23 protein-coding genes and 1 pseudogene are annotated in these 24,803 nt (G+C 45.5%); 17 read left to right on the top strand and 7 right to left on the bottom strand.

The annotated features are described in order from the left end of the window. Positions 1-101 precede the first annotated feature (101 nt). Both CYJ37_RS14070 and CYJ37_RS14065 read left to right on the top strand, forming a co-directional pair. On the top strand, positions 102-824 hold the full coding sequence (locus tag CYJ37_RS14070; RefSeq protein ID WP_009791415.1) for a tRNA (adenine(22)-N(1))-methyltransferase: 723 nt from the start codon (positions 102-104) through the stop codon (positions 822-824). Beyond that, complete coding sequence (locus CYJ37_RS14065; RefSeq protein ID WP_101550324.1) at positions 811-1,926, top strand: Nif3-like dinuclear metal center hexameric protein; 1,116 nt, start codon at positions 811-813, stop codon at positions 1,924-1,926. The genes CYJ37_RS14070 and CYJ37_RS14065 overlap by 14 nt, the downstream gene beginning before the upstream one ends. A 36-nt stretch (positions 1,927-1,962) precedes the next feature. Here CYJ37_RS14065 and CYJ37_RS14060 read toward each other — a convergent pair whose 3' ends face one another. Beyond that, the gene (locus CYJ37_RS14060) at positions 1,963-2,904 is read right to left on the bottom strand and encodes a 4-hydroxy-3-methylbut-2-enyl diphosphate reductase (RefSeq protein ID WP_009791417.1); all 942 of its coding nucleotides are present in this window, start codon (positions 2,902-2,904) and stop codon (positions 1,963-1,965) included. A 195-nt stretch (positions 2,905-3,099) separates the two neighbouring features. Next, positions 3,100-3,672 carry a YqfQ family protein gene (locus tag CYJ37_RS14055; RefSeq protein ID WP_022544201.1) on the bottom strand — a complete coding sequence of 191 codons (573 nt, stop codon included), beginning with the start codon at positions 3,670-3,672 and terminating at the stop codon, positions 3,100-3,102. Between the two features lie 383 nt (positions 3,673-4,055). Between CYJ37_RS14055 and CYJ37_RS14050 the strand changes: the two genes are divergently transcribed. Next, a complete protein-coding gene (locus tag CYJ37_RS14050) occupies positions 4,056-5,366 on the top strand; it encodes a DEAD/DEAH box helicase (RefSeq protein WP_009791420.1) in 1,311 nt (436 codons plus the stop codon). 28 nt (positions 5,367-5,394) lie between these two features. Continuing rightward, entirely contained in the window at positions 5,395-6,291 is an 897-nt protein-coding gene (locus CYJ37_RS14045) for a deoxyribonuclease IV (protein ID WP_009791421.1), read from the top strand. A gap of 681 nt (positions 6,292-6,972) precedes the next feature. Here the strand turns inward: CYJ37_RS14045 and CYJ37_RS14040 are convergent. Further along, positions 6,973-7,227 carry a DUF2624 domain-containing protein gene (locus CYJ37_RS14040; RefSeq protein WP_180827359.1) on the bottom strand — a complete coding sequence of 85 codons (255 nt, stop codon included), beginning with the start codon at positions 7,225-7,227 and terminating at the stop codon, positions 6,973-6,975. A 170-nt stretch (positions 7,228-7,397) separates the two neighbouring features. On the opposite strand from CYJ37_RS14040, the gene CYJ37_RS14035 reads away from it, so the two are divergent. From CYJ37_RS14035 to CYJ37_RS14025, 3 genes are read left to right on the top strand one after another with little or no spacing between them, the layout of a single operon-like run. Continuing rightward, on the top strand, positions 7,398-8,195 hold the full coding sequence (locus CYJ37_RS14035; protein ID WP_101550320.1) for a metal ABC transporter ATP-binding protein: 798 nt from the start codon (positions 7,398-7,400) through the stop codon (positions 8,193-8,195). Then, positions 8,192-9,055, top strand: a complete 864-nt coding sequence (locus CYJ37_RS14030) for a metal ABC transporter permease (protein WP_101550318.1) — start codon at positions 8,192-8,194, stop codon at positions 9,053-9,055. The genes CYJ37_RS14035 and CYJ37_RS14030 overlap by 4 nt, the downstream gene beginning before the upstream one ends. A gap of 56 nt (positions 9,056-9,111) precedes the next feature. Next, positions 9,112-9,525 (top strand): Fur family transcriptional regulator, encoded by a 414-nt coding sequence (locus tag CYJ37_RS14025; protein ID WP_022544199.1) that lies wholly within the window; start codon positions 9,112-9,114, stop codon positions 9,523-9,525. A 39-nt stretch (positions 9,526-9,564) separates the two neighbouring features. Here the strand turns inward: CYJ37_RS14025 and CYJ37_RS14020 are convergent, their stop codons facing one another. Beyond that, positions 9,565-10,134 (bottom strand): hypothetical protein, encoded by a 570-nt coding sequence (locus CYJ37_RS14020; RefSeq protein WP_224951521.1) that lies wholly within the window; start codon positions 10,132-10,134, stop codon positions 9,565-9,567. A gap of 166 nt (positions 10,135-10,300) precedes the next feature. On the opposite strand from CYJ37_RS14020, the gene CYJ37_RS14015 reads away from it, so the two are divergent. Beyond that, positions 10,301-10,732 (top strand): DUF308 domain-containing protein, encoded by a 432-nt coding sequence (locus CYJ37_RS14015; RefSeq protein ID WP_009794864.1) that lies wholly within the window; start codon positions 10,301-10,303, stop codon positions 10,730-10,732. Positions 10,733-10,808: 76 nt separating this feature from the next. On the opposite strand, the gene ispG is transcribed toward CYJ37_RS14015, so the two are convergent. Then, positions 10,809-11,924, bottom strand: coding sequence for a flavodoxin-dependent (E)-4-hydroxy-3-methylbut-2-enyl-diphosphate synthase (gene ispG, locus CYJ37_RS14010; protein ID WP_022544197.1), 1,116 nt, complete (start codon positions 11,922-11,924; stop codon positions 10,809-10,811). Between the two features lie 150 nt (positions 11,925-12,074). Continuing rightward, on the bottom strand, positions 12,075-12,413 hold the full coding sequence (locus CYJ37_RS14005) for a hypothetical protein (RefSeq protein WP_101550316.1): 339 nt from the start codon (positions 12,411-12,413) through the stop codon (positions 12,075-12,077). Between the two features lie 170 nt (positions 12,414-12,583). Between CYJ37_RS14005 and CYJ37_RS14000 the strand changes: the two genes are divergently transcribed. Beyond that, complete coding sequence (locus tag CYJ37_RS14000; RefSeq protein ID WP_101550314.1) at positions 12,584-14,344, top strand: methyl-accepting chemotaxis protein; 1,761 nt, start codon at positions 12,584-12,586, stop codon at positions 14,342-14,344. Positions 14,345-14,435: 91 nt separating this feature from the next. On the opposite strand, the gene CYJ37_RS13995 is transcribed toward CYJ37_RS14000, so the two are convergent. Then, positions 14,436-15,209, bottom strand: coding sequence for a DUF1189 domain-containing protein (locus tag CYJ37_RS13995; protein WP_101550312.1), 774 nt, complete (start codon positions 15,207-15,209; stop codon positions 14,436-14,438). Between the two features lie 225 nt (positions 15,210-15,434). On the opposite strand from CYJ37_RS13995, the gene CYJ37_RS13990 reads away from it, so the two are divergent. From CYJ37_RS13990 to CYJ37_RS13955, 8 genes and pseudogenes are all read left to right on the top strand, one after another. Further along, positions 15,435-17,069, top strand: a complete 1,635-nt coding sequence (locus tag CYJ37_RS13990; RefSeq protein WP_009794871.1) for a Na/Pi cotransporter family protein — start codon at positions 15,435-15,437, stop codon at positions 17,067-17,069. Positions 17,070-17,152: 83 nt separating this feature from the next. Continuing rightward, a complete protein-coding gene (locus CYJ37_RS13985; RefSeq protein ID WP_009794872.1) occupies positions 17,153-17,635 on the top strand; it encodes a DUF456 domain-containing protein in 483 nt (160 codons plus the stop codon). A 184-nt stretch (positions 17,636-17,819) separates the two neighbouring features. Then, a complete protein-coding gene (locus CYJ37_RS13980; RefSeq protein ID WP_009794873.1) occupies positions 17,820-18,428 on the top strand; it encodes a superoxide dismutase in 609 nt (202 codons plus the stop codon). Positions 18,429-18,557: 129 nt separating this feature from the next. Next, on the top strand, positions 18,558-19,775 hold the full coding sequence (locus tag CYJ37_RS13975) for an MFS transporter (RefSeq protein ID WP_101550310.1): 1,218 nt from the start codon (positions 18,558-18,560) through the stop codon (positions 19,773-19,775). 146 nt (positions 19,776-19,921) lie between these two features. Then, positions 19,922-22,090, top strand: a complete 2,169-nt coding sequence (locus CYJ37_RS13970; protein WP_035403010.1) for a peptidoglycan D,D-transpeptidase FtsI family protein — start codon at positions 19,922-19,924, stop codon at positions 22,088-22,090. 365 nt (positions 22,091-22,455) lie between these two features. Then, the gene (locus CYJ37_RS13965) at positions 22,456-23,445 is read left to right on the top strand and encodes a PstS family phosphate ABC transporter substrate-binding protein (RefSeq protein ID WP_009794878.1); all 990 of its coding nucleotides are present in this window, start codon (positions 22,456-22,458) and stop codon (positions 23,443-23,445) included. 52 nt (positions 23,446-23,497) lie between these two features. Beyond that, positions 23,498-24,472 carry a phosphate ABC transporter permease subunit PstC gene (pstC, locus tag CYJ37_RS13960; protein ID WP_009794879.1) on the top strand — a complete coding sequence of 325 codons (975 nt, stop codon included), beginning with the start codon at positions 23,498-23,500 and terminating at the stop codon, positions 24,470-24,472. Further along, positions 24,472-24,803: pseudogene (locus CYJ37_RS13955) on the top strand (phosphate ABC transporter permease PstA); the annotation flags it as partial. The gene pstC and the pseudogene CYJ37_RS13955, both read left to right, overlap by 1 nt.

Here is a 24,803-nt window from a genome sequence, read left to right as displayed (position 1 = left end):
GAGATAAGTCCTGCCGGGCTGCTGGACATTGCTTTCCGGCTTTTTTATACTAAGAGAATAATTATGTACCTGAATCTATGTAAAGTGGTGTGATGTAAGAGATGAATACAGAACAATTATCACAGCGGCTGGCACGTGTCGCTGAATATATTCCGGATGGTGCAGCCTTCGCTGATATAGGCTCAGATCATGCCTATCTTCCATGCCATGTTGTCTCTAAGGGCAAAGTGCCCTTCGCAGTCGCAGGCGAAGTGGCAGAGGGTCCCTTTCAGTCTGCAAGGAATCAAGTCAACCAGGAAGGGCTGGGCGATAAGATAGCTGTCAGGAAAGGGAATGGCCTGGAAGTGATTGAAGGCGGAGAAGTCGATTGTGTAGCCATTGCGGGTATGGGAGGCGCCTTGATTGCCAGTATCCTTGAAGAGGGAAAAGAAAAGCTGTCTTCAGTGAAAAGGCTTGTCCTTCAGCCTAATATAAGCGCCATTTCAATCCGTAAATGGCTTATTGAAAACGGCTGGGAGCTTATAGAAGAGGATATCCTTGAAGAGGATGGAAAGATATACGAAATCCTGGTTGCAGAGCATGGAGAGCCGCTCCGTCCCTACAAGGGGAAGGATGAGAATAGCGCCTTTCTTTTTGGCCCCTTCCTTACAGCGCAAAAAACGGATACCTTCCAGAAAAAATGGCAGCATGAAATGAAAAATTGGCAAAGGATTCTGCAGGAACTGGATAAAGCTGCAGACTCGGAAGAAACACGGACAAGGAGGCTGGAGCTCGGCCAAAAAATCTCTATGGCAGAGGAGGCAGTAAAGAGTGAAAAAAGTTAACGGCCATCAAATCATCTCTTTGTTTGAGGAGTTCTCTCCAAAGAACCTGGCAATGGAAGGCGATAAAATCGGACTGCAGATTGGCGGACTGAATAATAAGGTGCAAAATGTCATGATTGCTCTTGACGTGCTGGAGGAGGTCGTTGATGAAGCCATCGAAAAGAATGTGCAGCTCATCATCGCCCATCACCCCCCGATCTTCAGGCCATTGCAGAAAATCAATACGGATACAGCAGCCGGAAGGATTATCGAGAAGCTCATAAAGCATGATATAAGCGTATATGCGGCTCATACGAATCTTGATGTGGCTGAGGGCGGCGTGAATGACCTCCTGGCGGAAGCTCTTGGTTTAGAGAACACAGAAGTGCTTGTGCCCACACATGAAACCAGCCTGAAGAAACTGGCTGTTTTCGTACCGCTTGAAGCAGCTGAGGCTCTGAGAGAGGCGCTGGGCAGGGCAGGTGCCGGGGCAATTGGAGATTACAGCTTCTGTGCCTTCTCTTCGGAAGGAACCGGACAGTTTATGCCCGGGGACTCAGCCAACCCTTACATCGGGACCAGAGGCCGCTTGGAAAAGGTAAAGGAAGTCAAGGTGGAAACAATTTTTCCGGATCATCTGGAAAAGAAAGTGATTTCTGCAATGATTAAAGCCCATCCATATGAAGAGCCTGCCTATGATATTTATCACCTTGATAATAAAGGCCAATCACTTGGGCTTGGACGGGTCGGAACAGTTCCTGAAACAACGCTTGAAGAATTTGCTGGAAAAATTAAAGAGGCATTCGGGCTTGACAGGGTCCGGGTAGTCGGAGATCTGAACTCTCCTGTCAGGAAAGTGGCTGTCCTGGGCGGGGATGGAAATAAATATTTTACCCAGGCCAAGTTCAAAGGCGCGGATGTGTATGTAACAGGGGATATGTATTATCATACTGCGCATGATGCAATGATGATGGGCCTGAACATTATTGATCCAGGCCATAATATAGAAAAGGTCATGAAGAAGGGTGTGGCTCATATCCTTGAAAAAATGGCCAGGGAAAAGGGATATGATGTGAATTTTATTTCCTCAGAAGTGCATACAGATCCTTTCAAATTTATATAAAGAAAAGAGCTGCAGCGATTGCTGCAGCTCTTTTCTTTAAGCTCTCTTGATTTTTGGAAGCACTTTGCTGAGAGGCACTTTCTTCTCGGTTTTCCACGTTTCCGGATCATTAGGATCGAACTGCTGAAGGAAAGTGATGACTTCTTTTGTTATTGGTGTAGGAGTAGAAGCTCCTGCTGTGACAGCCGCCTTTTTGGCATCTTTCAGCCATTCGATCTTCAGTTCAGAAAGATCGGCAATCCGGTATGCGGTGGTGCCTGCAATTTCCTCGGACACCTGGGCAAGGCGATTGGAGTTGTTGCTCTTTGGGTCACCGACTACAATCAGTACATCGGCTTCTCCTGCCTGTTCAGCGACCGCTTCCTGCCTCACCTGGGTAGCCATGCATATTTCTTTATGGAACTCTGCATGAGGGTATTTCTCTTTTATCTTATCCATGACAGTGACGACATCCCATTGGCTCATAGTCGTCTGATTGGTAACAATGATTTTGCTGCTGTCCAGGGTGAGCTTTCCGACATCTTCTGCAGTTTGTACAAGAGATACTGCATGCGGAGCAACTCCAAGGGCGCCTTCAGGCTCAGGATGGCCTTTTTTGCCGATGTAAATGATCTGATAGCCTTCAGCGTCTTTTTCCCTGATCAGATCATGGGTCCTTGTCACATCCGGACAGGTGGCGTCAATCGTTACGAGCCCCTTTGATTTAGCAATTTCGCGAATTTCAGGGGAGACGCCGTGCGCCGTGAAAATGACAGTGCCTTTGTCGACTTTTTCAATGATATCTTTACGGTTTTCTCCATCCAGCGTTATAATGCCTTCTTCTTCAAATGCATCGGTGACATGTTTGTTATGGACAATCATGCCCAGTATATAAATCGGCCGCGGCAGGTTTTTATCCAAAGCGGCATTCCTTGCTATGACCATTGCATCGACAACCCCATAGCAATAGCCCCGCGGCGAAATTTTTAAAACATCCATTCTCCAATCCTCCCATTGCAGTGGAACTGAAACTTATTTTTAAGAGAATCAACTGCCCCTACATTATATAAGACTTGTAGAGATATTACAAAAGGGGGCATTCAATTGGCAGTAAAAATCATTGCATTTTTCAAAAGCTGGATGAATGAGGCCAAAACAAAAAGAATGCGCAAAAAGCTGCATTCTTCACGGATTCTAAATATACAGCTTGGGTGAGGAACTGCCCTTTCCAGGAGCTTTGGCACGTTTGGGAGCTTCTGAAGGCTGGTGGGACCCGGCTGTTTCAGTTTTTCTTTTCTCAGGCGGGGAGGGGGCTTTTTTTGTTTCAGAAGCTGCCTCCTTTTCACTTTCTTCATTTCCGGAGCTCTTCAATCCTCTGTACAGTTTCCACATGGCCGGAAGATTTTTGACCATTGGGCCATACTGCTGTACCATCGGTCCGAACTGCTGAGCTGTATTGAGCATTTTCTGTGTATTGGACAAGAATCCCGAAATGCTGGACGGGTTGGCAATCGACTTCAGGAATCCGCCTGAACCGGCTGCATTGGCAGCGCCCGGAGCTGCGGCGCGCATGCTATTCAAACCACCGGCTGCAGATGCTGGATTCCCGCCTTTGCCCAGAAGCTTGGCCAGCAGTCCTCCGCCTCCCTGGCGCGTCTGCTGCATAGGTCCCATCATGGGGCCGAAATTGGGCCTGGCCTGCATCGGGCCTCTAAATTGCGGCGGCATTCCTCCGCCCTGCATCGGAAAACGGGGTCTAGGCTGCATAATTTGCCTCCTTTACTTAAAAGTTTCTCCTTATGTAAGCTATGCACCTGTCATGAAATTGGTTTAGGTTTCTGCGGATGTTTCCCTATTTTCATGTTTGCCGGGCATTTAGTAAGTGCCTGTTGAGGAACATTTCTGCTGATTCCGTGCTTATTTTTGTGATCCAGATTTCACATGGCATGCACAATATCGGGCTGGATGAGTCCCAAATAAAGTTGGAACAATGCCAAAGCCTATTAAAAACTCCCTGAATGGCTAAAATAATTATATCAGCGGTATTGGTGGTCTTTTGCATGAAACTTTATTATAATAATATGATGGACAAAGACTGGTGAGGCAAGTTGTCCACTCAGGCTGCGGCCACTAACTATAAGGAGTTAATTATGACGGAAACGAAATTCGAACGCTACGAACTTAAGCCATTTATTATAGAAGCTGTCAAAAAGCTCGGGTTTTATGAGCCCACAGAAATACAGGAACGCCTGATCCCGATTATCCTTAAAGGGGATAGTGCGATTGGACAGTCCCAGACAGGCACCGGGAAGACTCATTCCTATATTTTGCCGATCCTTCAGAAAATTGATCCTTCGAGGCAGGGGGTACAAGCTGTCATAACTGCTCCGACAAGGGAGCTGGCCACCCAGATCCATAAGGAAGTACTTAAAGTAACAGAGCAGGCTGATGGCGATGAGGAAATCAGCTCCAAACTGTTTATAGGGGGAACAGATAAACAGAGGACAATTGAGAAGCTGAAAGTGCAGCCCCAGGTAGTAGTAGGGACACCGGGCCGGATCAACGACCTGGTCAAGGAAAATGCACTTCTCGTCCATACCGCTTCAATGCTGGTCGTGGATGAAGCTGATCTGATGCTGGATATGGGCTTCCTTGAAGATGTAGACCAGGTTGCAGGCAAGATGCCTGAAAAGCTTCAAATGCTTGTATTCTCGGCAACAATCCCGGAAAAGCTGAAGCCATTTCTGAAAAAGTATCTGGAAAATCCAAAATTCGTCCAAATAGAGCCCAAGCAGATTGCAGCTGCAAAAATTGAGCATTATCTGCTCCCTTCAAAGCACAAAAATAAGACGGAAATTGTCTTTCGTGCATTGGAGGCATTTAATCCATATTTGGCGATCGTCTTTACAAATACTAAGAAAAAGGCTGATGAAGTCGCAGATGCCCTTATGCAAAAAGGCTTAAAAGTAGGCCGCATTCACGGAGATCTCAGCCCTCGTGAGCGCAAGAAGATGATGAAGCAGATTATGGATCTGGAATTCCAGTATATTGTTGCGACCGATCTTGCTGCCAGAGGCATCGATATCCAGGGAATCAGCCATGTGATCAATTATGAGCTGCCGACCGATCTGGACTTTTACATCCACCGTGTAGGCCGCACGGCAAGAGCAGGATCTTCCGGCATCGCTCTCACGATTTATGATACGTCAGATGAAGATGCGCTGAACAGGCTGGAAAAGCTGGGGATCGAGTTCAAGCATGTTGATCTTCAAAAGGGTGAATGGATTGATTTGGGCGACCGCAATAGACGGAAAAAGCGGCAAAGGCAGACGGATGAGATTGATGCCCATGCTCAATCCCGTGTGAAAAAACCGAAAAATGTAAAGCCAGGCTATAAAAAGAAAATACAAAGAGAAGTAGAGAGCATCAAGAAACGCCAAAGAAGGCTTAAAAAGAAATAAAGGCAGGCTGCCGGAGGGAGAGAATGAAATGCTTAAAATTGGTTCGCATGTGTCGATGAGCGGGAAAAAAATGCTCCTTGCCGCAAGTGAGGAAGCTGTATCTTACGGCTCCAGCACTTTCATGATTTACACAGGAGCCCCTCAAAATACACGCCGGAAAAAGATTGAGGATTTGAATATTGAGGAAGGCAGGCGCCATATGGAGGCCAATGGAATTGACAATATCATTGTCCATGCCCCATATATCATCAATATAGGAAATACCACAAATCCTTCGACCTTTGAGCTGGGAGTCAACTTTCTGCGTTCGGAAATAGACCGGACTGAAGCAATCGGCGCCCGACAGATCGTCCTTCATCCCGGTGCGCATGTTGGTGCAGGAACAGAAGAGGGCATCAAAAAAATCATTGAAGGGCTGAATGAAGTCCTGAATGGCGAGGAAAATGTCCAGATTGCTCTGGAGACAATGGCAGGCAAAGGCTCTGAATGCGGGAGAAACTTCGAAGAGCTGGCCATGATCATCGATGGGGTCAAGTATAATGATCATCTATCCGTCTGCTTTGATACATGCCATACGCATGATGCCGGCTATAATATCGTAGAAGACTTTGATGGCGTCTTGAATGAGTTCGACAAAATTGTCGGGCTCGACCGCCTGAAGGTGCTTCATATCAATGACAGCAAAAATGAGCGGGGAATGAAAAAGGACCGCCATGAAAACATCGGGTACGGACATATCGGCTTTGACGCTTTAAGTTATATCGTCCATCATCCGCAGCTTTCAGAAGTCCCGAAAATCCTTGAGACGCCATTTGTCGGGGAAGATAAGAACAGCAAAATGCCTCCATACAAATACGAAATTGAGATGCTCAGGAATAAGGAATTCAATGAAAACCTTCTTTCGGACATCATGGAAGGCAAATAAATGAAATACAGCTGCAGGGTGCTGCAGCTGTATTTTTTATGAGAGAGGCTTCAGGCTAAAGAGGTAATCATTCCCTGCCGATTAGGTGTTAAGCAGAAAAGAATTACATTAACCCTGTTGATTGCAGTGGAAGGCACGTAGACTCCAGCGGGATTGCAGCGAAAAAGTTGAGACCCCGCAGCGCGGAGCGTGAGGAGGCTCAACTTCGCCCCGCGGAAAGCGAAGTGCCTGCAACGGAAATCAACAGCCCATACTAACATCTATGGTTCTTTATATTGGGTATAGGCTGCAGACTAAACTGAAGTTTTGAGTATACGTTCCTCTGATGAGCAAAGCTTTTCCGCATTTCTATTTGTCCAGCAAGGTAAAGAACACCTTCTATTCCTAAGCGCCTTATGCTTGTCGGGGCTGAACAAGGCTTTTCCGCATTTCAATTTGTCCAGCTCCAGCGGCTAGAGACTCGAGTCATAAGCCACCAGAGAATTAAAGGCAAAGAACGCCTTTAATTCTCTGGCGTCTTATGCTTGTCGTCTCTGGGCAAGCCGCCTCCGCATTTTAATTTGTCCAGCTCCAAAGCCTAGCCCCTCGAGTCATAAGCCACTTGGGAATTGAAGGCAAAGAACGCCTTCTATTCCCAAGCGTCTTATGCTTGTTGGGGCTGAGCAAGGCTTTTCCGCATTTCTATTTCGTAAATTGCATAAACAGCTTGTTTACTTCCCTTGCTGTGTCGGATCCGGCAATTTTGGCAATTTCCTTAATGATTTTGGAGCGTTCTGAATCCTGGAAGATGTTTACCTGTTTACCTCTTAAGTAATTGGCAATCTGCTTTGCCTGTGTCTGATTTATGGATATTTGGAATTGCTTAGCGTATTTTAAAAGCTCTTCAGTCGTTATCGTGCTGACTTTATGATTGATGATGTTTTCGAATATTTTCATTTTCTCCCACCTCCTCTGTACCATATGTACAATAGCCCGGAAATGTTACTGAAAATTGCCTCCAGAATAAAATTAAACCATTCAGCCCGGTTCTCTTTACTTTAGGGAAAAGTTCCGTTATACTACTTAAGTTAAATCGGAATCATTCTTATATTAAAAAGGTGATAAAAATGAAAGACCAAACTCCCATAATTGAGATATCAAATCTCACTTATAGATATGAAAAAGAAAATGTGCTGGAAAATATAAATTTAACTGTACCTGAAGGGGCATTCCTTGGGATAGTAGGACCGAATGGTTCAGGAAAATCCACTCTCCTAAAAATGGTCCTGGGGCTTCTTAAACCGCAGAAAGGTGAGATTTTTCTGTTTGGACAGCCAATCGGAAAATTCAGGGACCAATCAAAAATCGGCTTTGTTTCCCAAAAGGCGAACTCCTTCAATACCGGATTTCCTGCGACTGTTTTTGAGGTGGTTTCAAGCGGCCTTACGAAAAAGCTTGGCCTGTTCCGTTTTGCCGGCAGGCAGGAGCGGGAAAAAGTTGCGGAAGCGATCGAATCAGTCGGCTTAACTGCTTTTTCCGGACGCAATATAGGGGAGCTATCCGGAGGGCAGCAGCAGCGGGTCTTCATTGCGAGAGCGCTTGTCAGCAGCCCAAAACTGATGATCCTTGATGAACCGACTGTCGGGGTTGATGCACAGAATGTACAGTCATTTTATCAGATGCTTGAGGATTTAAATAAAAAACTGGGCATTACGCTTGTTCTTGTCACGCATGACATTGGTACGATAACCGATAAGGTTTCGCATGTAGCCTGCCTGAATAAGCATCTTCATTTTCATGGAAGGACAGAAGAATTTGAAGAATTCGATCGGAATGAGGTTTCTGAGTTTTACGGTCACGGGCTTCACGTCCTTCATCATGACGATCACCATCACCATCATCACCATGAAGGAGGGACATTATGATCTCCGCAATCCTTCAATATGAATTTTTGCAGAACGCTTTTTTGACCGGCATTATTATCGGCATCATTGCCCCGATTCTGGGTGTATTCATTGTTGTCCGCAGGCTGTCGCTGATAGCCGATGCCCTGAGCCATGTTACACTTGCAGGGATTGCTGCCAGCCTCCTCCTGGAAAAGAAACTTATGCTATCCGGCGGCCTGAACCCGATGTATATGGGAATGGCATTTTCAGTTGCAGGCTCACTTTTTATTGAAAAGCTGAGAGCTGTTTATAAGCATTATCAGGAGCTTGCGATACCGATCATTCTTTCAGGAGGCATCGGGATCGGGGTGATCTTCATTTCTCTGGCGGATGGCTTCAATACAGATCTGTTCAGCTACCTGTTTGGAAGTGTAAGTGCGGTCAGCAGGACAGACCTGTGGTTAATTTTAATCATTAGCGCCGTTGTGGCAATTCTTATAGTATTATTATATAAAGAGCTATTTTTGCTTTCCTTTGATGAAGAGCATGCAAAGGCATCCGGGATTGCCGCAAAAAGTGTCCATTTCATTTTTATCGTAATGGTTGCCCTGGTCATTGCGGCCTCCATGAGAATTGTCGGGATTTTGCTTGTTTCGTCCCTGATGACACTCCCGGTAGCTGCCAGCATCCGCATTGCGAAAGGATTTAAGCAAACCATTCTTTTCTCGGTGATTTTTGGTGAAATCTCTGTCCTTGGGGGACTGTCGGTTTCATATTACCTGGATCTTGCTCCAGGAGGGACGATTGTAATGATTGCCGTCCTAATTCTTGTGTTGACCATTTTAATAAAATCCCTGCTCCTGAAACTTGCAGCCGGTTCTGAAAAAGCCGGGGCATAGGAAGGGCCAAGAACAGCTGCCGGGAGAAGGCAGCGCGATTTAAAGAGGTGATTGCAATGAATGTGGAAGAAGCCTTGATTCTTTTAAAAGAAAAAGGATATAAACATACAGGGAAGCGTGAGGAAATGCTGCAGTTCTTTTCTGACAGCAATAAATACCTGACTGCCAAAGATGTACTTGATAAATTGAAGGACGATTATCCCGGGTTAAGCTTTGACACTATATACCGGAACCTTTCTTTGTTTGTGGATTTGGGGATTTTTGAAATGACCGAGCTGTCCGGAGAGAAACATTTCCGTTTTACATGCTCGCACCATCACCATCACCATCACTTTATCTGCCTTGATTGCGGCAAAACAAAGGAGATTGATACTTGCCCAATGAATGGGCTTCAGGAGAACCTGAAGGGATACGATGTTTCCGGCCATAAATTCGAGATTTATGGCCGCTGCCCGGATTGTGTTCATTAATAAATGAAAAACCGGCCTGGGGGCCGGTTTTTTCGTTTTTTATTTTTCAGCTTTCAGCCACTTTTCAACTGCTGCCTTCGCCTCAAACCAGCCTTTCACCCTTATAACCCCTTCAGGGATCGGGTCGCGATTATAAGGTGTATCAAAAAGGATGACGGGTATGCCGCATTCTTCATGGATCGCAACTGCATTATCATGCTTGTCTTCAAAGAATATATCCACTTTGTGCTTTTTTGCAGTACTGATTTTATCATGAGAGCCGATCAATTCTACATGATGGAAATGAAGCTCGTTTTCAAGAAACCATTCTTCGGTCAATTTCTGAAGGGTAGAGCCGCGTGCACTGATAAAGTACAGCTCATGCTTTGATTCCCATTCTTTCAGGACCTGTTTTGCTCCTGAAGCCAGCGGGGAGTTGGCATAAATCTTTGGTTCATTATCAAGGAACCATTTTGCAAATTCTTCTTCGCTTATGTCAACCAGGGGATTTAAGTCATACTCTTTTACATCCTCCAGGGTCAGGTTTAATTGAAACGCTTCATTCAAATAGGGGATGATCGAGGAAGGGCAGGTCACTGTCCCATCGATATCAATGCCAAATCTTTTCATATGTTTTTTCTCCTTATATGGATGTCTCATACCATCTTAACAGAACTAGTGCCCGCCAAAAAGGATTGCAGGAGAAATGCCTGTTTTTTTATCCATACATTAGCATCGTAAAACAGGGGGAAAGAGCAGATAATAAATAATGCCCCTATAGAAGGGGGCAGCTAATTTGCCATTACTAACAAATCAGGCTTCTGAAAGCGGAGGGATTATATTGGCAGATCAAGAACGCTCACAGCAAGAACAAGACCTTCGTCACAGCGAAGAGCTTGGCGAAAATAATGAATATGGATCAAGGAATTATACAGAAGAAACAGCCGCCGAAATCGCAGCACCTGTTTCGCTGGGAAGAAACAGCAGCGGGGAGGACTACCGCGGGGAAGAAAATGCCGGGATGGACCTTTCTGGCGGTATGATGGGGTATGGAGCTTTAGCGCTTTCGATTCTTTCACTGTTTGTCCTGCCAATTCTATTTGGCGCTGCCGGCATCATTCTCGGCTTCATAGCGCGCAGAAGAGGGGCGCGCACAACCGGGGCCTGGGCAATCGGCATCGGTGCCGTCTCCATTATCATCGGAATCTTTATCCTTCCGTTCTTTTAGGCGGAAAAGGGAAAAAAGACCGGCTCACAATTGAGCCGGTCTTTTATTTGCTTCAGCTGAAGGGGCGGCAAGCCGCTTAATCATTCATTTGAAGCTGCTTTTCAGCTTCTTGTTTAGCATAGTATTCTTCAGCGATTTTATCGATCTCGATTTTTAATTCTTCGACCATTGTATCTTCAGGGACTTTGCGGACTATTTTCCCTTTACGGAACAATAGGCCTTCCCCGCGGGCGCCGGCGATGCCGATATCTGCTTCACGGGCTTCTCCAGGGCCGTTTACAGCACAGCCTAGCACAGCTACTTTTATAGGTGCTTTGATCTTCTGGATATATTCTTCCACTTCATTGGCAATGCTGATCAAATCGATCTCGATCCGGCCGCAGGTCGGGCAGGAAATGAGTGTAGCAGCATTGGATGAAAGTCCGAATGACTTCAAAAGTTCCCTGGCGACTTTTACTTCCTCGACAGGGTCGGCACTCAAGGAAATCCTTAAAGTATTTCCGATGCCTTTGCTTAATATGGCACCAAGGCCCGCGGCGCTTTTCACTGTGCCGGCAAACAAGGTCCCTGATTCTGTAATTCCAAGGTGAAGCGGGTAATCAAACGCCATGGCTGCTTTTTCATAAGCCTCGATGGCCAGGTTGACGTCAGAAGCCTTCATGGAAACAATGATGTCATGGAAATCAAGGTCTTCAAGGATTTTAATATGATGCAGGGCGCTTTCCACCATACCGTCGGCGGTCGGATAGCCGTATTTCTCGATGATCCGCTTTTCCAGTGAACCGGCATTTACACCGATCCGGATCGGGATCCCTTTTTCCTTTGCAGCTTTAACAACTGCTTCCACTTTTTCACGGCGGCCGATATTACCAGGATTAATCCTGATTTTGTCAGCTCCGCCCTCGATAGCCTTAAGAGCCAGTTTATAATCAAAATGGATATCCACTACAAGAGGGATATTGATCCTTTTCTTTATTTCAGCGATCGCATTTGCCGCTCTTTCGTCAGGGCACGCCACCCGGACCACTTGGCATCCTGCTTCTTCAAGCCGTTTAATTTCAGCAACAGTAGCTTCCACATCATGCGTCTTAGTGGTCGTCATGCTTTGGATTACAAGTTCATTATTGCCGCCGATGGTCAGGTTGCCTACTTTGACCGGGCGGGTTTTGGTACGATGTATAATTTCACTCAATGGTGATTCGCTCCTTTAAATATGGAATTGGAACAATATAAAATGAATTTTCAGCAGCGCATTGCAAAGTCCTGCCGCTGTCAAACTATATCCTATTGTATCAATGAACCTGCTGAATTGACAAGAATGATGGTTCTGGCATTTATCTTTTCAATTGCTAGTTTTTGCGTAATCCGGAAATTTATAAATTTTGCCTGCCTGAATCTTCCCGGCCTTCACTCCGCTGTTAAGCTTTTCAAAATCTGCTGCTACCCGGGAGATGGAAACGGGAACTGAGCTGTCCAGATGCCTCTCGACGATTGTCAGGACAGTCTCCCCGGGAACTGCTTTTTGTTCAAAATAGGCCAAAGCATCCTCATCCGGCTCCACAATGGAAGAAGCTTCAAGGGCTGGGGCCTGGTCAGGGGCAGGAAGGGTCCCGCGGCCCAGATCATAAAATATAATATATATGGCAAGAACAGCAATCAGCAGCGCAGCAATCCGTTTCATTGGGCACAGCCTCCGATCCGCAGTATTTTTATACTGAATGTATGCCTGTACATTCAAGGATAGAACAAGCTATGCACACGAAAAATGATTTAGGAAAATATTACTGCTTTTTTACAAAAGCTTAACAATCCCTCTCTATAATTGAAGGTATTAGAGGGGGAGAGAGTATTTTGGCAAAAACAACACAGTATTTCATCAAACTTAAAAAGGCTGGCAAACGTTTTGCCAGGCCATTGCAGAGTATGAAGTTAAGAATAACCGGGAAAAATCTCATGGCAAGGATGCCGCTGCAATTCAGGCTTCTGTTCCTGACTTTGGGGCTGCTTGTTGCGGCCATTTCAGCAGTTGCCTATATCTCATATGAAAAGTCAAAAGATACAGCGGTAGAGCTTATGGAGCAAAGGCTGGAAAGAGAAACAAAAACCTTTTACCAGCTTGCACAGAACTTGATGTTCATTTACGTGGGAAAAGAAGATGAGTTCAGCAAAAAGGTAAACCAGGTGCTAAAGGGACAGGAAGCGGAGCTGGCAAAAGATGGGCTGCACGGTGAATATTTTCTTATTTCGGGAGGAAAGGCGGAAGCTTTTGATGTCAGTAAAAAATCTTCATTGAAGTTTCCGGAGAAGCTTTTGGCCGGCATCCAGGAAACAAAAACCGGGATTGCCCATGAAAATTTGAATGGAAAGGAATATACCCTTTCCTATCACAATGTCCAGGAGCTTAATGGGGTATTTTTAATAGCCATCCCGCAAGAGCAATACCTGCACAATGTTTATGACATGGCTACATACATACTTATTGCAGCGATTGCCAGTATAGCGGCTGCTGCCCTCCTCATCTTGCTGCTGGTCCGAAGCATTACAGGCCCGCTTAATACGTTAAGAGATATTATGAAGCAGGCCAGGAAGGGTAACCTTGACTTAAAAGCAGAATCACGAACCACAATCCCGGAGATTACATCTCTGATAAAAAGTTTTCATAGCATGATGAGCCAGATGAGGGAGCTGATCATCCGCATTTCGGATACATCCAGGGATTTGACATGGACAGGCGCTGATCTGCAGGAAATTTCCGGCCTGGTTCTGGAAGAGCAGGAACACCTTAATGAAGCCATCCGCATGGTAAGGGCCGGGGCAGAAGAAACCGCAGGAAGTTCAGAGAAAAGCATTCAGCTTTTTCAGGAAATGAAAAATTCAATCGAAAGCATCTCTCAGATGATGGGAAGTATGACTGCCAGCGCAAGCTCAATGAATACATCCGCATCAGAAGGTGAAGAAAGCATCAAGGATCTTGTTCATACCGTGAGAAACTATGAGAAGGAGTTTAAAGCAGTTTCTGCCTCTGTACAGGAGGTAAGGGATTATTCAGATAAGATCGCACAGGTGGTCACGCTGATTCAGGATATTGCCGGGCAGACAAAGCTTCTTGCCCTGAATGCGGCCATAGAGGCAGCAAGGGCAGGGGAATCAGGAAAAGGCTTCGCGGTTGTGGCTGATGAAGTAAGGAAGCTGGCAGAGCAGTCTTCAAAAGCTGCTGAAAATATAACAGGAACTATAGCAGAGATGGAGAGTATTTCTGCTAAAGCTTCAGATGGCTTCCAGGAGATGCAGGAAAACTTTGAGATTCATCTGGAGGCAGCGGAGAAAAGCAGGAACACATTTGATGTACTCATGCGGGAAATTTCATCAGTTAGCATGATGATTAAAGAGTCCGAGAAGGGACTGGCCGTCCTGAATGGGATATTGCCTGAAGCCGAGGCTGCAGCAGAAGGATTTGCCTCCGTAAGCCAGGAAACACTTGCAAGTGCAGAACAAATGATTTCAGCTTCCAATGAGCAGGCAGCCAAGACTAAAAGAAGCCATGATGCGGGTGAGAGCCTTATCTCCCTTTCCGGGTCGCTTGCGGAAACCATATCATTGTTTAAATATTAATGAATGAAAAAAGGCGGCCCGAATGGTCCGCCTTTTTCATATGCAAATTGGAAGGGTAATCCGGCTGAGAATACAGCTTGATTACTGACGCTTATTGCTTGCTTTTTGGCATAGGCACTTCCTTTATTGCCAGCATCAGGATGATGATGGACACAAACCAGTTGATCATGAAGCCGCTTGGCACATTTGTCTGCAAAGCGCCCATGACCGCAAAGAAGACAGTCGGCAGCGTGACGCTGTATGCGGCCATCCGCCATAAGTGCCTGTATTGCAGGCGGCGGCCGGCAATGCTGCGGAGAAGGAGGCCGATCAGCGCCAGTACGGAAACCTCAATGAATTTAACCGCGGTGCTGAACAGGTAAATGACTAAAGCCATAATAATGATGAAAATGACCAGGACTGAATCAATGGAATCCAGGAAGGATACTGCGTCTTCCTTCGTCAAAGTCAGATCGCCTGCCATTGAATAAGAATACGTTTGCACCTGCCCGCCTGCAACAAACATAAATTCATCTTTTAGCATAGCGAGGGCCATATTGGAATCGGCCAGCTCTTCTTTATTGGCGGTGCCTGTTGAGTCAAATACAATGGTAAAGCTGTTTTTATTGATGATGATCGGAGCTTTTTGATCGGAATTCAGTTCCCCGTTCTCAATCGTAAAGTCAGGGATATCCTCTGCCAGGCTCTCACGGGCAGCATCTGCTCCTGACATGATGGCCGTGCTGAAATAATAAATGGTTGGCAGGACAGACAGTAGGGTAAGGAGGAAAACATAGAGAATTGTCTTCCCGATTCCCTGAAAACGGAAGGCTGCTATATCCCTTGGGGAATAAAGACTTTTAAAAAACTGTTTAAATACATTCATTTTGACACACCCTTAAAAAGATTCACCATTTATTTTAGCCGCAGAGCCCTATATGTACAAGTATGATCCATAAACAGATTTGTAACACAACTGTAACATTAGGCTTAAATGTTAAGGTATTGTAAATTTGGCTGAAGGAATCTTTACTTTTTATTTACCCATCATACATAATGATGTGGGGTTTGTAGATTAATGTCGAATCTAAAAAGTTATAGGGGTTGAAAAATGGTGGAACTAAACATCCAGCAAATGCTTTTTGAATTTTTGGGCGGCCTTGGTATTTTCTTATACGGTATTAAATTCATGGGCGACGGCCTTCAAAAGTCGGCCGGTGATAAACTTAGGGATATATTGGACAAGTTTACTACCAATCCGGTCATGGGTGTTCTCGCGGGGATCATTGTCACGATCCTTATCCAGAGCAGCTCTGCTACAACAGTCATCACCGTCGGTCTTGTCAGTGCCGGCTTCATGACCCTGCGCCAGGCAATTGGCGTCATCATGGGTGCAAATATCGGAACGACGGTAACGGCGTTCATCATTGGTATTGATGTTGGGGAATATGCACTTCCAATCATAGCATTGGGATCGATCATGCTATTCTTCTTTAAAAATAAAAAAGTACATAATGCCGGGCAGATCGTTTTTGGATTCGGGGCATTATTTTATGGACTTGAACTGATGAGCGGGGGAATGAAGCCGCTCAGGGGGCTTGAGGCATTCCACGATCTAACAGTCAATATGAGCTCCAACCCGATCCTTGGTGTAGTGGTCGGTACATTGTTCACGGTCATCGTCCAAAGCTCGAGTGCGACAATCGGGATTCTGCAGGGCTTATTCTCTGAGAATCTGATCAATCTTGATGCAGCTTTGCCAGTCCTCTTCGGGGATAATATCGGTACAACCATTACTGCCGTGCTGGCAGCCATTGGGGCCTCTGTCGCAGCGAGGAGAGCGGCAGCTGTACACGTCCTTTTCAATCTGATCGGGACAACCATATTCCTGATACTGCTTCATCCGTTCAATCTGCTGATTTCAGCTTTACAGGATAAGCTTAGTCTCAATCCGGAAATGACAATTGCGTTTGCACACGGGATCTTCAATGCGTCCAACACATTGATTCAGCTTCCATTTGTAGCGGCGCTTGCCTTCATAGTCACAAAGCTGATTCCGGGCGAAGATTCAGTTGTTGACTATAAAGCGAAGCATCTTGATCCGGTGTTTATAGAACAGTCTCCTTCAATTGCCCTTGGCCAGGCGAAGGAAGAAGTGCTCAGGATGGGATCGTTTGCGGTTAAAGGCCTTGAAGAAACAAACCTGTTCTTAAAGACAAAGCTGAAAAAGCATTCAGACAGTACCTATCAGCTTGAAGAAGCTATCAATAATCTTGACCGCAAGATTACAGATTATCTGATTAATCTATCAACAAGCTCACTTTCTGAAAATGAGTCTGAAGAACATACAGTGCTAATGGATACAGTAAGGGACATCGAGCGGATCGGCGACCACTTTGAAAACATCATTGAACTGATTGAATATCAGCAGGCCAATAAAGTGAAAATCACTGAATCGGCGATGAATGACCTTGAAGATATGTTCGCTTTGACGATTTCAACGGTAAAGGAATCCCTCGAATCGCTTGACCATAATGATAAGGAAGCTGCAAGGCATGTTGTCAAAAAAGAAGAGGAAATTGACAAGATGGAAAGAAAGCTGAGGAAGCAGCATATCATCAGGATGAATGAAGGGACATGCACCGGACAGGCGGGAATTGTTTATGTGGACATTATCAGCAATCTGGAGCGTATCGGTGATCATGCTGTGAACATTGCAGAGGCTGTTTTAGGAGAAGACAATTAGTGTATAGTAAGCAAGAGGGAAACCTCTTGCTTTTTCCTTTTTCAGAGTGGATAGAAAAATAAAAAGTCGAAGGTGCTGGTCTAATGGAATATGTATACTGGACGATTATCATTATTTTATTTGCGATTGCTTTTATTGGCCTCTTTCTGCCCATCATCCCAAGCGTCCTTTTCATCATCGGAGGATTTGTTGTTTATGGGCTGTCCTATTCTTTTGAGCCCTTCGGGTGGCTGTTCTGGCTCGTCCAGGGGATGTTCGTCCTTCTTCTGTTCGGAGCCGATTATGCGGCCAATATGATTGGCATCAAGAAATACGGAGGTTCAAAGGCGGGAATCTGGGGAAGCACGATCGGCATCCTGGCCGGCCCTTTTGTCATCCCGGTTTTAGGGATACTGATCGGCCCCTTCATCGGCGCCATCGCCGCTGAAATGATTGTCCATAGGAAGGGCATCAGGGAAGCTGCAAAAATCGGGATGGGATCGGTTGTCGGCTTTGTCAGCAGCATTGCGGCAAAGGGTTTCATTCAGACAGTCATGATTGTGTACTTCCTGTTTCTCGTTTTATGACCGCTACATGCATAAAAGGGAGAAGAGAGGGTATTGTATATCTGTCAGGCAAAGCATTTTGTTTGAAAGGATTACCCAAGTTTGGTAATCTAACATTAAAGACTTTTAGAACGATTCTATTTTCTGAAAAATGGAATAGATGCCGTTCGGAAGCTAAATAATGATACATAGGGAGGAATTTATTATGGCATTTGAATTACCGCAATTACCTTATGCTTACGATGCGCTGGAGCCAAACATTGACAAAGAAACAATGAACATCCACCACACGAAGCACCATAACACATATGTAACAAACCTTAACAATGCATTGGAAGGCAATGAAGAGCTTCTTTCAAAAACAGTTGAGGAAGTCGTTTCGAATCTTGATGCTGTTCCTGAATCAGTCCGCACAGCAGTAAGAAACAATGGCGGAGGGCATGCCAACCACTCTTTATTCTGGCAGATCCTTTCTCCAAATGGCGGCGGCGAGCCGACTGGCGAGCTTCAAGACGCCATCAGCAGCAAATTCGGCAACTTCGAAAGCTTCAAAGAAGAGTTCGCAAAAGCTGCAACTACACGCTTTGGTTCTGGCTGGGCTTGGCTCGTAGTCAACAACGGCGAGCTTGAAGTAACTAGCACTCCAAACCAGGACTCTCCATTGATGGAAGGCAAAACGCCTATCCTTGGCCTTGATGTTTGGGAGCATGCATACTACCTCAAGTATCAAAACCGCCGTCCGGAATATATCAATAACTTCTTTAATGCAGTTAACTGGGAAGAAGTGTCCAAGCGCTACAGCTCAGCAAAATAATCTTTCCATCCAGGATAGGCAGCAGATTCGTCTGCTGCCTTTTTGCATGCAATCAAAGCGTTCAGGGATGAATAAGCAAGTCCCCATTGTAGAAGACTACCCTTAGAAACAAAGGGGAGTTTTTATAAAATGAGCAAATTGAATAAGCTGATCGGAAATATTGAGCTGAATAAAGACCTGACCCTGCTGCTATTAATCGGGGGGCTTTATTCTTTGAGTGTTGCTCTTTCAAACACTTTTGTAAATATTTATTTATGGAAGCAATCAGGGGAATTCAAGGATCTGGGATTGTATAATTTATCGATTGTCGTCATTCAGCCGCTTACCTTTATACTTGCAGGAAGATGGGCAAAGAAGATTGACAGGGTCATTGTCCTGAGGATCGGCGTCATATGCCTGGCTCTGTTTTATTTGACTGTCCTGATCATCGGCACAAAGGCATCCCAATTCCTGCTGCTCCTTGGAGCGCTGCTTGGAATGGGATATGGTTTCTATTGGCTGGCGTTTAATGTGCTTACCTTTGAAATTACTGAGCCGGATACGCGGGATTTTTTCAACGGATTTCTTGGGATCCTTTCTTCAGTCGGAGGGATGATTGGACCCATTTCAGCAGGCTTCATCATTTCCAGGCTGGAAAAATTCACAGGCTATTCGATTGTTTTTGGACTTTCTCTAGTCCTGTTCTCACTTGCTGTCTTTTTAAGCTTTTTTCTGAAGCGCCGTCCTGCAGAAGGGGGCTATTGGTTTGTCCGCATCTTTAAAGAAAGAAATAATAACCCCAACTGGAAGCTTGTCACCAATGCACATTTTTTTCAGGGGCTTCGTGAGGGGACCTTCGTGTTTGTCATCTCTGTCTTCGTTTTTATATCGACAGGCAGTGAAATGGCTCTTGGGACATTCGGGCTGATCAATTCGGGCATTGCCTTTGTAGCGTATTATCTTGCATCAAGGCTCATAAAAAAGAAATACCGCAAAAAATCGATCCTGGCTGGCGGACTGATTCTATATGCCAGCATCTTTTTTATCATCATTGATGTTACGTACGCAAGGCTGCTCATGTATGCGGCTTCGATTGCCATTGCTTATCCCCTGCTGCTTGTTCCCTATGTTTCCATGACCTATGATGTTATCGGAACAGGCTGGCGAGCAGCTGAGATGAGGATTGAGTATATTGTCGTCAGGGAAGTATTTCTGAATATGGGCAGGGTTGTATCCATTCTCTGCTTCCTCGGTGCAGTAACTTTTTTCAGCGAGGAAAAGAGTATTCCCATTCTGTTGCTGTTCGTGGGGGCAGGCCATTCAGTGATTTACTTCTTCTATCGTAAAATTCAAATCAAGCCTGCATAGGAGGGGGAGGGAGCCTGCCCTCCTCTTTTTGTGTGCCGAAAGCTAATTATTTCCTGTTAAAACCAGCAGGCTGTTTATAGAAATATTTTCTACTTTCTTTTACAATATAAGAAGACAATTCATGAGGAAAGAAGTGTGCTGCTGTTTTGAATAAAAAGAGAAAAAAGAAGAACCATGTGCCTATGAGGCTGAACATGCTGTTCTTTGCTGTATTTTTGCTGTTTTCCATGCTGATCCTTCGCCTTGGCGTTGTTCAGATTGTGTATGGGGATGACTACAAAAGGGAAATTGAGAGGACGGAGGACGTGACTGTCAATAACCCTGTTCCGCGGGGCAAGATGTTTGACAGCACTGGCAAGGTAATTGTGGACAATACGCCGCAGAATGCCATCACTTACACAAATAAAGGCGCAAGCCAGGAGGAAATGCTTAAGGTAGCGGAAAATCTGGCCAGCCTGATTCAGAAGGATACAGAAAAAGTCCAGGAGAGGGATAAGAAAGATTACTGGATCATAAAGAACCAGGAAAAGGCAGATGCAAAAGTAACACAAAAAGAGCTTGATGCCTTAAAGGAAAAATATGAAGATGATAAAGAGTTCAATAAAAAAGTATATGATTTGAAACTGGATCGCATCACAGAGGAAGAGCTGAGTTCCCTCACAGATAAAGATTTAGAAATTCTGGCGATCTACAGGGATTTCACAAGCGGATATGCATTGACTCCGCAAATCGTGAAAAATAAAGATGTCACCAATGAAGAATTTGCAGTTGTCAGTGAAAATCTTCAATTCCTTCCAGGCGTGGACACGACAACTGACTGGGAAAGATATTATGCTTTTGGCAGCACGCTGCAATCGGTGCTGGGAAGGATCTCAAAATCAGATGAAGGCCTGCCTGCGGAAAAGGTGGATTATTACCTGGCACGAGATTACAGCCGCAATGACAGGGTCGGGAAAAGCTATATCGAATTGCAATATGAGGATGTCCTTCATGGCCAGAAAGCAAAGGTTAAAAATATAACCGATAAAGGCGGAAGCCTTCTGAAGACTGAGACGATCAGCGAAGGGCAAAGGGGCAAGGACCTGGTCCTGAGCATCGATATGGAACTTCAGAAGGAAGTGGAAAAGATCCTTGAGGAAGAGCTCAGGGCCGCCAAGCGTTCCCCTGGAACCGCACTTCTAGACAGGGCATATACCGTCCTGATGGATCCGATGACCGGGGAAATCCTGACGATGGCCGGCAAGAAAATCGTTGACGGCGAGATGCAGGATGATGCCCTGGGAAATATTACGACGACCTATAATGTCGGATCAGCTGTAAAGGGTGCCACCATCCTTACGGGCTATAAAGAAGGGGTCATCCAGCCGGGGTCAGTCATCTTCGACGGGCCTCTGCGAATCAAAGGCACTCCAATAAAAAAATCATGGAAGAACTTTGGGCCGCTAGATGATATCAATGCGCTGAAATATTCCTCCAACGTCTATATGTTCCAGACAGCCATAAGGATCGGGGACGGTGTCTATAAGCCGGACAGGCCGCTCCCGCTCAATGAGGAAGGGTTTGATACAATCCGGGATTCCTTCGCGCAATTTGGCCTTGGGGTCAGGACAGGAATCGACCTGCCGAATGAGCAGACCGGATTCAAGGGGATGAGCGACAAGCCCGGTTTTATGCTTGACCTTGCAATCGGGCAGTATGACACCTATTCCAATATGCAGCTTGCCCAATATGTTTCCACTATCGCCAACGGCGGCAACCGGATGGAGCCCCATATTGTCAAAGAAATCCGTGAGCCTCTGATGGACAACAGTGAACTCGGGCCGATTCTTGAGGAAATCAAGCCGAAGGTCTTGAACAGGCTTGATGTAGAAGAAAACTGGATTGAACGCGTCCAGGAAGGCTTCAGGAGGGTTATGCAGGAGCCGGGCGGCACAGCTTACGGAAGCTTTGGCGGAAAAGGGAAAACTTATAAGCCGGCAGGGAAAACGGGGACTGCGGAGGCCTTCTACGATGGACCAAGAAGAGAGGATTTCGGCAAGGAGCCGCCTGAAACCATGAACCTGAGCCTTGTAAGCTATGCACCTTCAGATAATCCTGAGGTAGCCATGGCTGTTCTAGTCCCATGGGCCTACCAGGGAAGCGTGGATCATGGAGCCAACAAAAAAATCGGCGAGCGTGTGCTGGATGCCTATTTCGATCTGAAGAAGAAGCGTGCCGAAGAAAATAAAGATAAAGAAGAAGCAGTCCAAAAAGTGGAGAATATTGAAGATGTAAAAGAAGGCCAGGAAGCTGAACGTGAGGAAGCTGGACTGTAATAAGCAAGGCACGCAGACTCATCATAAAATGCATGCGCATTTTTCTCCTGCGCGGGCAGTTTGAAGAAGCAGATTCAACGTCCTGCAGGAGGCAGCAGAGTTTTTGAGACCCCGCGGAAAGCGAAGTGCCTGGAACATAAATCAGCAGCTATATAAATCTTTCATTATAAGTATAAGCCTGTCTCCTCCGGGGACAGGCTTTTCTATGTTCAAATTTATCTTCATTCCCTCAAATCCGACATTTTAATACAAAAGGAGACCTCATTTACAAAAGCTTTACATTTAGTTAAAACCAGATTAATAGAAAAGCCTTATTCTAATACTCGTAGGACAAAACAACCAAATCTCTTAGGGGGAATAAAGAAATGAAAAGCTTTAAGTACTTGGCACTATCAGCAATGATCGGGGCAGTGCTAGCATTCACAGCAGCTTGCGGCAACTCTGAAGAAGGAACAACAAATGGTTCCCAAACAGACGGAGGCAACAGCACAGAGCAAGCAAGTGATGAAGATAAGCAGCTTCAAGGCGAAATTAATATCGATGGTTCTTCTACTGTATATCCAATCATGGAAGCTGTCGTTGAAGAGTTCGGAATGGAACAGCCTGGAGTAAAAGTTTCTGTTGCATCATCAGGTACTGGCGGAGGCTTTAAGGCATTCATCGCCGGTGACACAGATTTGAGCAACGCATCCCGTCCGATTAAAGAAGAAGAAGCAGCAGAGCTTGAAAGCAAAGGAATTGAATACACAGAATTCAAACTTGCCAATGACGGCCTCTCTGTTGTAGTAAGCAAAGACAATGACTGGGTTGATCACCTGACTGTTGAAGAACTGAAGAAAATGTGGATTGAAGATGGATCAGTGAAAAAATGGTCCGATATCCGTGAAGGCTGGCCTGAAGAGGAAATTAAATTCTATTCACCAGGTACAGATTCCGGCACATATGACTATTTTGATGAAGTAATCCTTGAAGAAGCGCCTATCGTTGAAAAAGCCACACTTTCTGAGGATGACAACGTACTGGTACAAGGTGTAACAGGCGACAAAAACGCTATTGGCTACTTCGGCTATGCTTATTATGCTGAAAACAAAGACAGCCTGAAGGTTGTTCCGATTGACGGCGGAAACGGCCCTGTTGAACCGAACAATGAAACAGTAGAAAGCGGAGAATATGCACCATTGTCAAGGCCGCTCTTCACTTATGTGAAAAACGAATCGCTTAAAAATGAAGAAGTTTATGAGTTTGTCAAATATACGATCGAGAATGCCGGCGTCCTTTCAGAAGATGTAGGCTATGTAAAGCTGAAGGATGAAGAGTATGATGAGGCAATGAAGACATTAGAAGGCCTTAAATAATATTTAACAATTTTATGATGGGAAGCGCGTCACCTGTGCTTCTCATCTTGCTATGCGGATGAAAGGGGTTTTCATTTTGGCACTATTAAAGTCATCGGACACATTTTCCGTCCAGGAAATGATTCAGGAAAAAAAGCAAAAGAAAAATGCAGGAAATATAATTGAAAAGCTCGTACCTTGGCTTCTGCTGCTGACAGCTGCAGTTTCAGTGCTGACGACGATCGGCATTGTCATGACTCTTATTGTAGAAACATTCATCTTTTTTGACAAGGTGAGCATAGGTGAGTTCCTGACCGCCCAGAAATGGTATCCTTTCTCTGAATCACAGGGTTCATATGGGATTCTGCCGCTTGTTTCAGGAACATTGAAAGTAACAGCCATTGCTGTTATAGTTGCGGTGCCAATCGGCCTCGCATCGGCCATCTTTTTGAGTGAGTATGCATCTGACAGGACAAGAAGGATCATTAAGCCGGTCCTTGAGGTTCTGGCCGGCATACCGACGATTGTTTACGGTTTTTTTGCACTGACATTTGTAACGCCAATCCTTCGGGATATTATTCCTTCTCTTGAAATCTTTAATGCCCTGAGCCCGGGAATTGTGATCGGCATCATGATTACGCCGATGATAGCTTCCCTTTCGGAGGACGCTATGTCTTCGGTTCCGCGTGCGATGCGGGAAGGGGCTCTTGCGATGGGATCGACTAAGCTGGAGGTGGCCTTTAAGGTAGTCCTGCCGGCAGCATTATCAGGCATTATTGCTTCCGTTGTTCTTGCAGTATCAAGGGCAATCGGAGAAACAATGATTGTAGCAGTGGCAGGCGGATCGACTCCGAACCTTTCGTGGGACGTGACAAACAGCATCCAAACCATGACAGCCTATATTGTCCAGGTCAGCCAGGGTGATGCCGGCTACGGGACAACGATCTATTACAGCATATACGCGGTTGGATTTACACTCTTCCTGTTCACTTTAGTAATGAATCTGTTCGCCCAGTTCATTTCCCGCCGCTTTAGGGAGGAATACTGATGAAGCTGATTGACCATACATCTGTCATTAACAAAATGAAACCAAGGCTGTATAAGAATGTACTGTTTAAATTGATATTCCTGGCAGCTACCATGTTTGGATTATTGATTTTAGGAATCTTATTGTATCGGATACTCACTCAAGGAGCCGGCTACCTTGATATGCAGTTCCTTCAAAGCCTGCCATCCCGAAAGCCTGAACTGGCAGGGGTTAAAACAGCTTTGATCGGAACCATTTGGCTCATGGGCGTCGTTGCCCCGGTATCACTTCTGCTTGGAGTGGGAACGGCGATCTACCTGGAAGAATACGCGAAGAAAAATAAGTTTACTGA

The sequence above is a fragment of the Bacillus sp. UMB0728 genome (assembly GCF_002858875.1).
GTDB classification, from domain to species: domain Bacteria; phylum Bacillota; class Bacilli; order Bacillales; family Cytobacillaceae; genus Bacillus_AB; species Bacillus_AB infantis.
The sequence above is the reverse complement of the archived record's forward strand: the minus strand, read 5'-3'. Positions and strand labels throughout refer to the sequence as shown.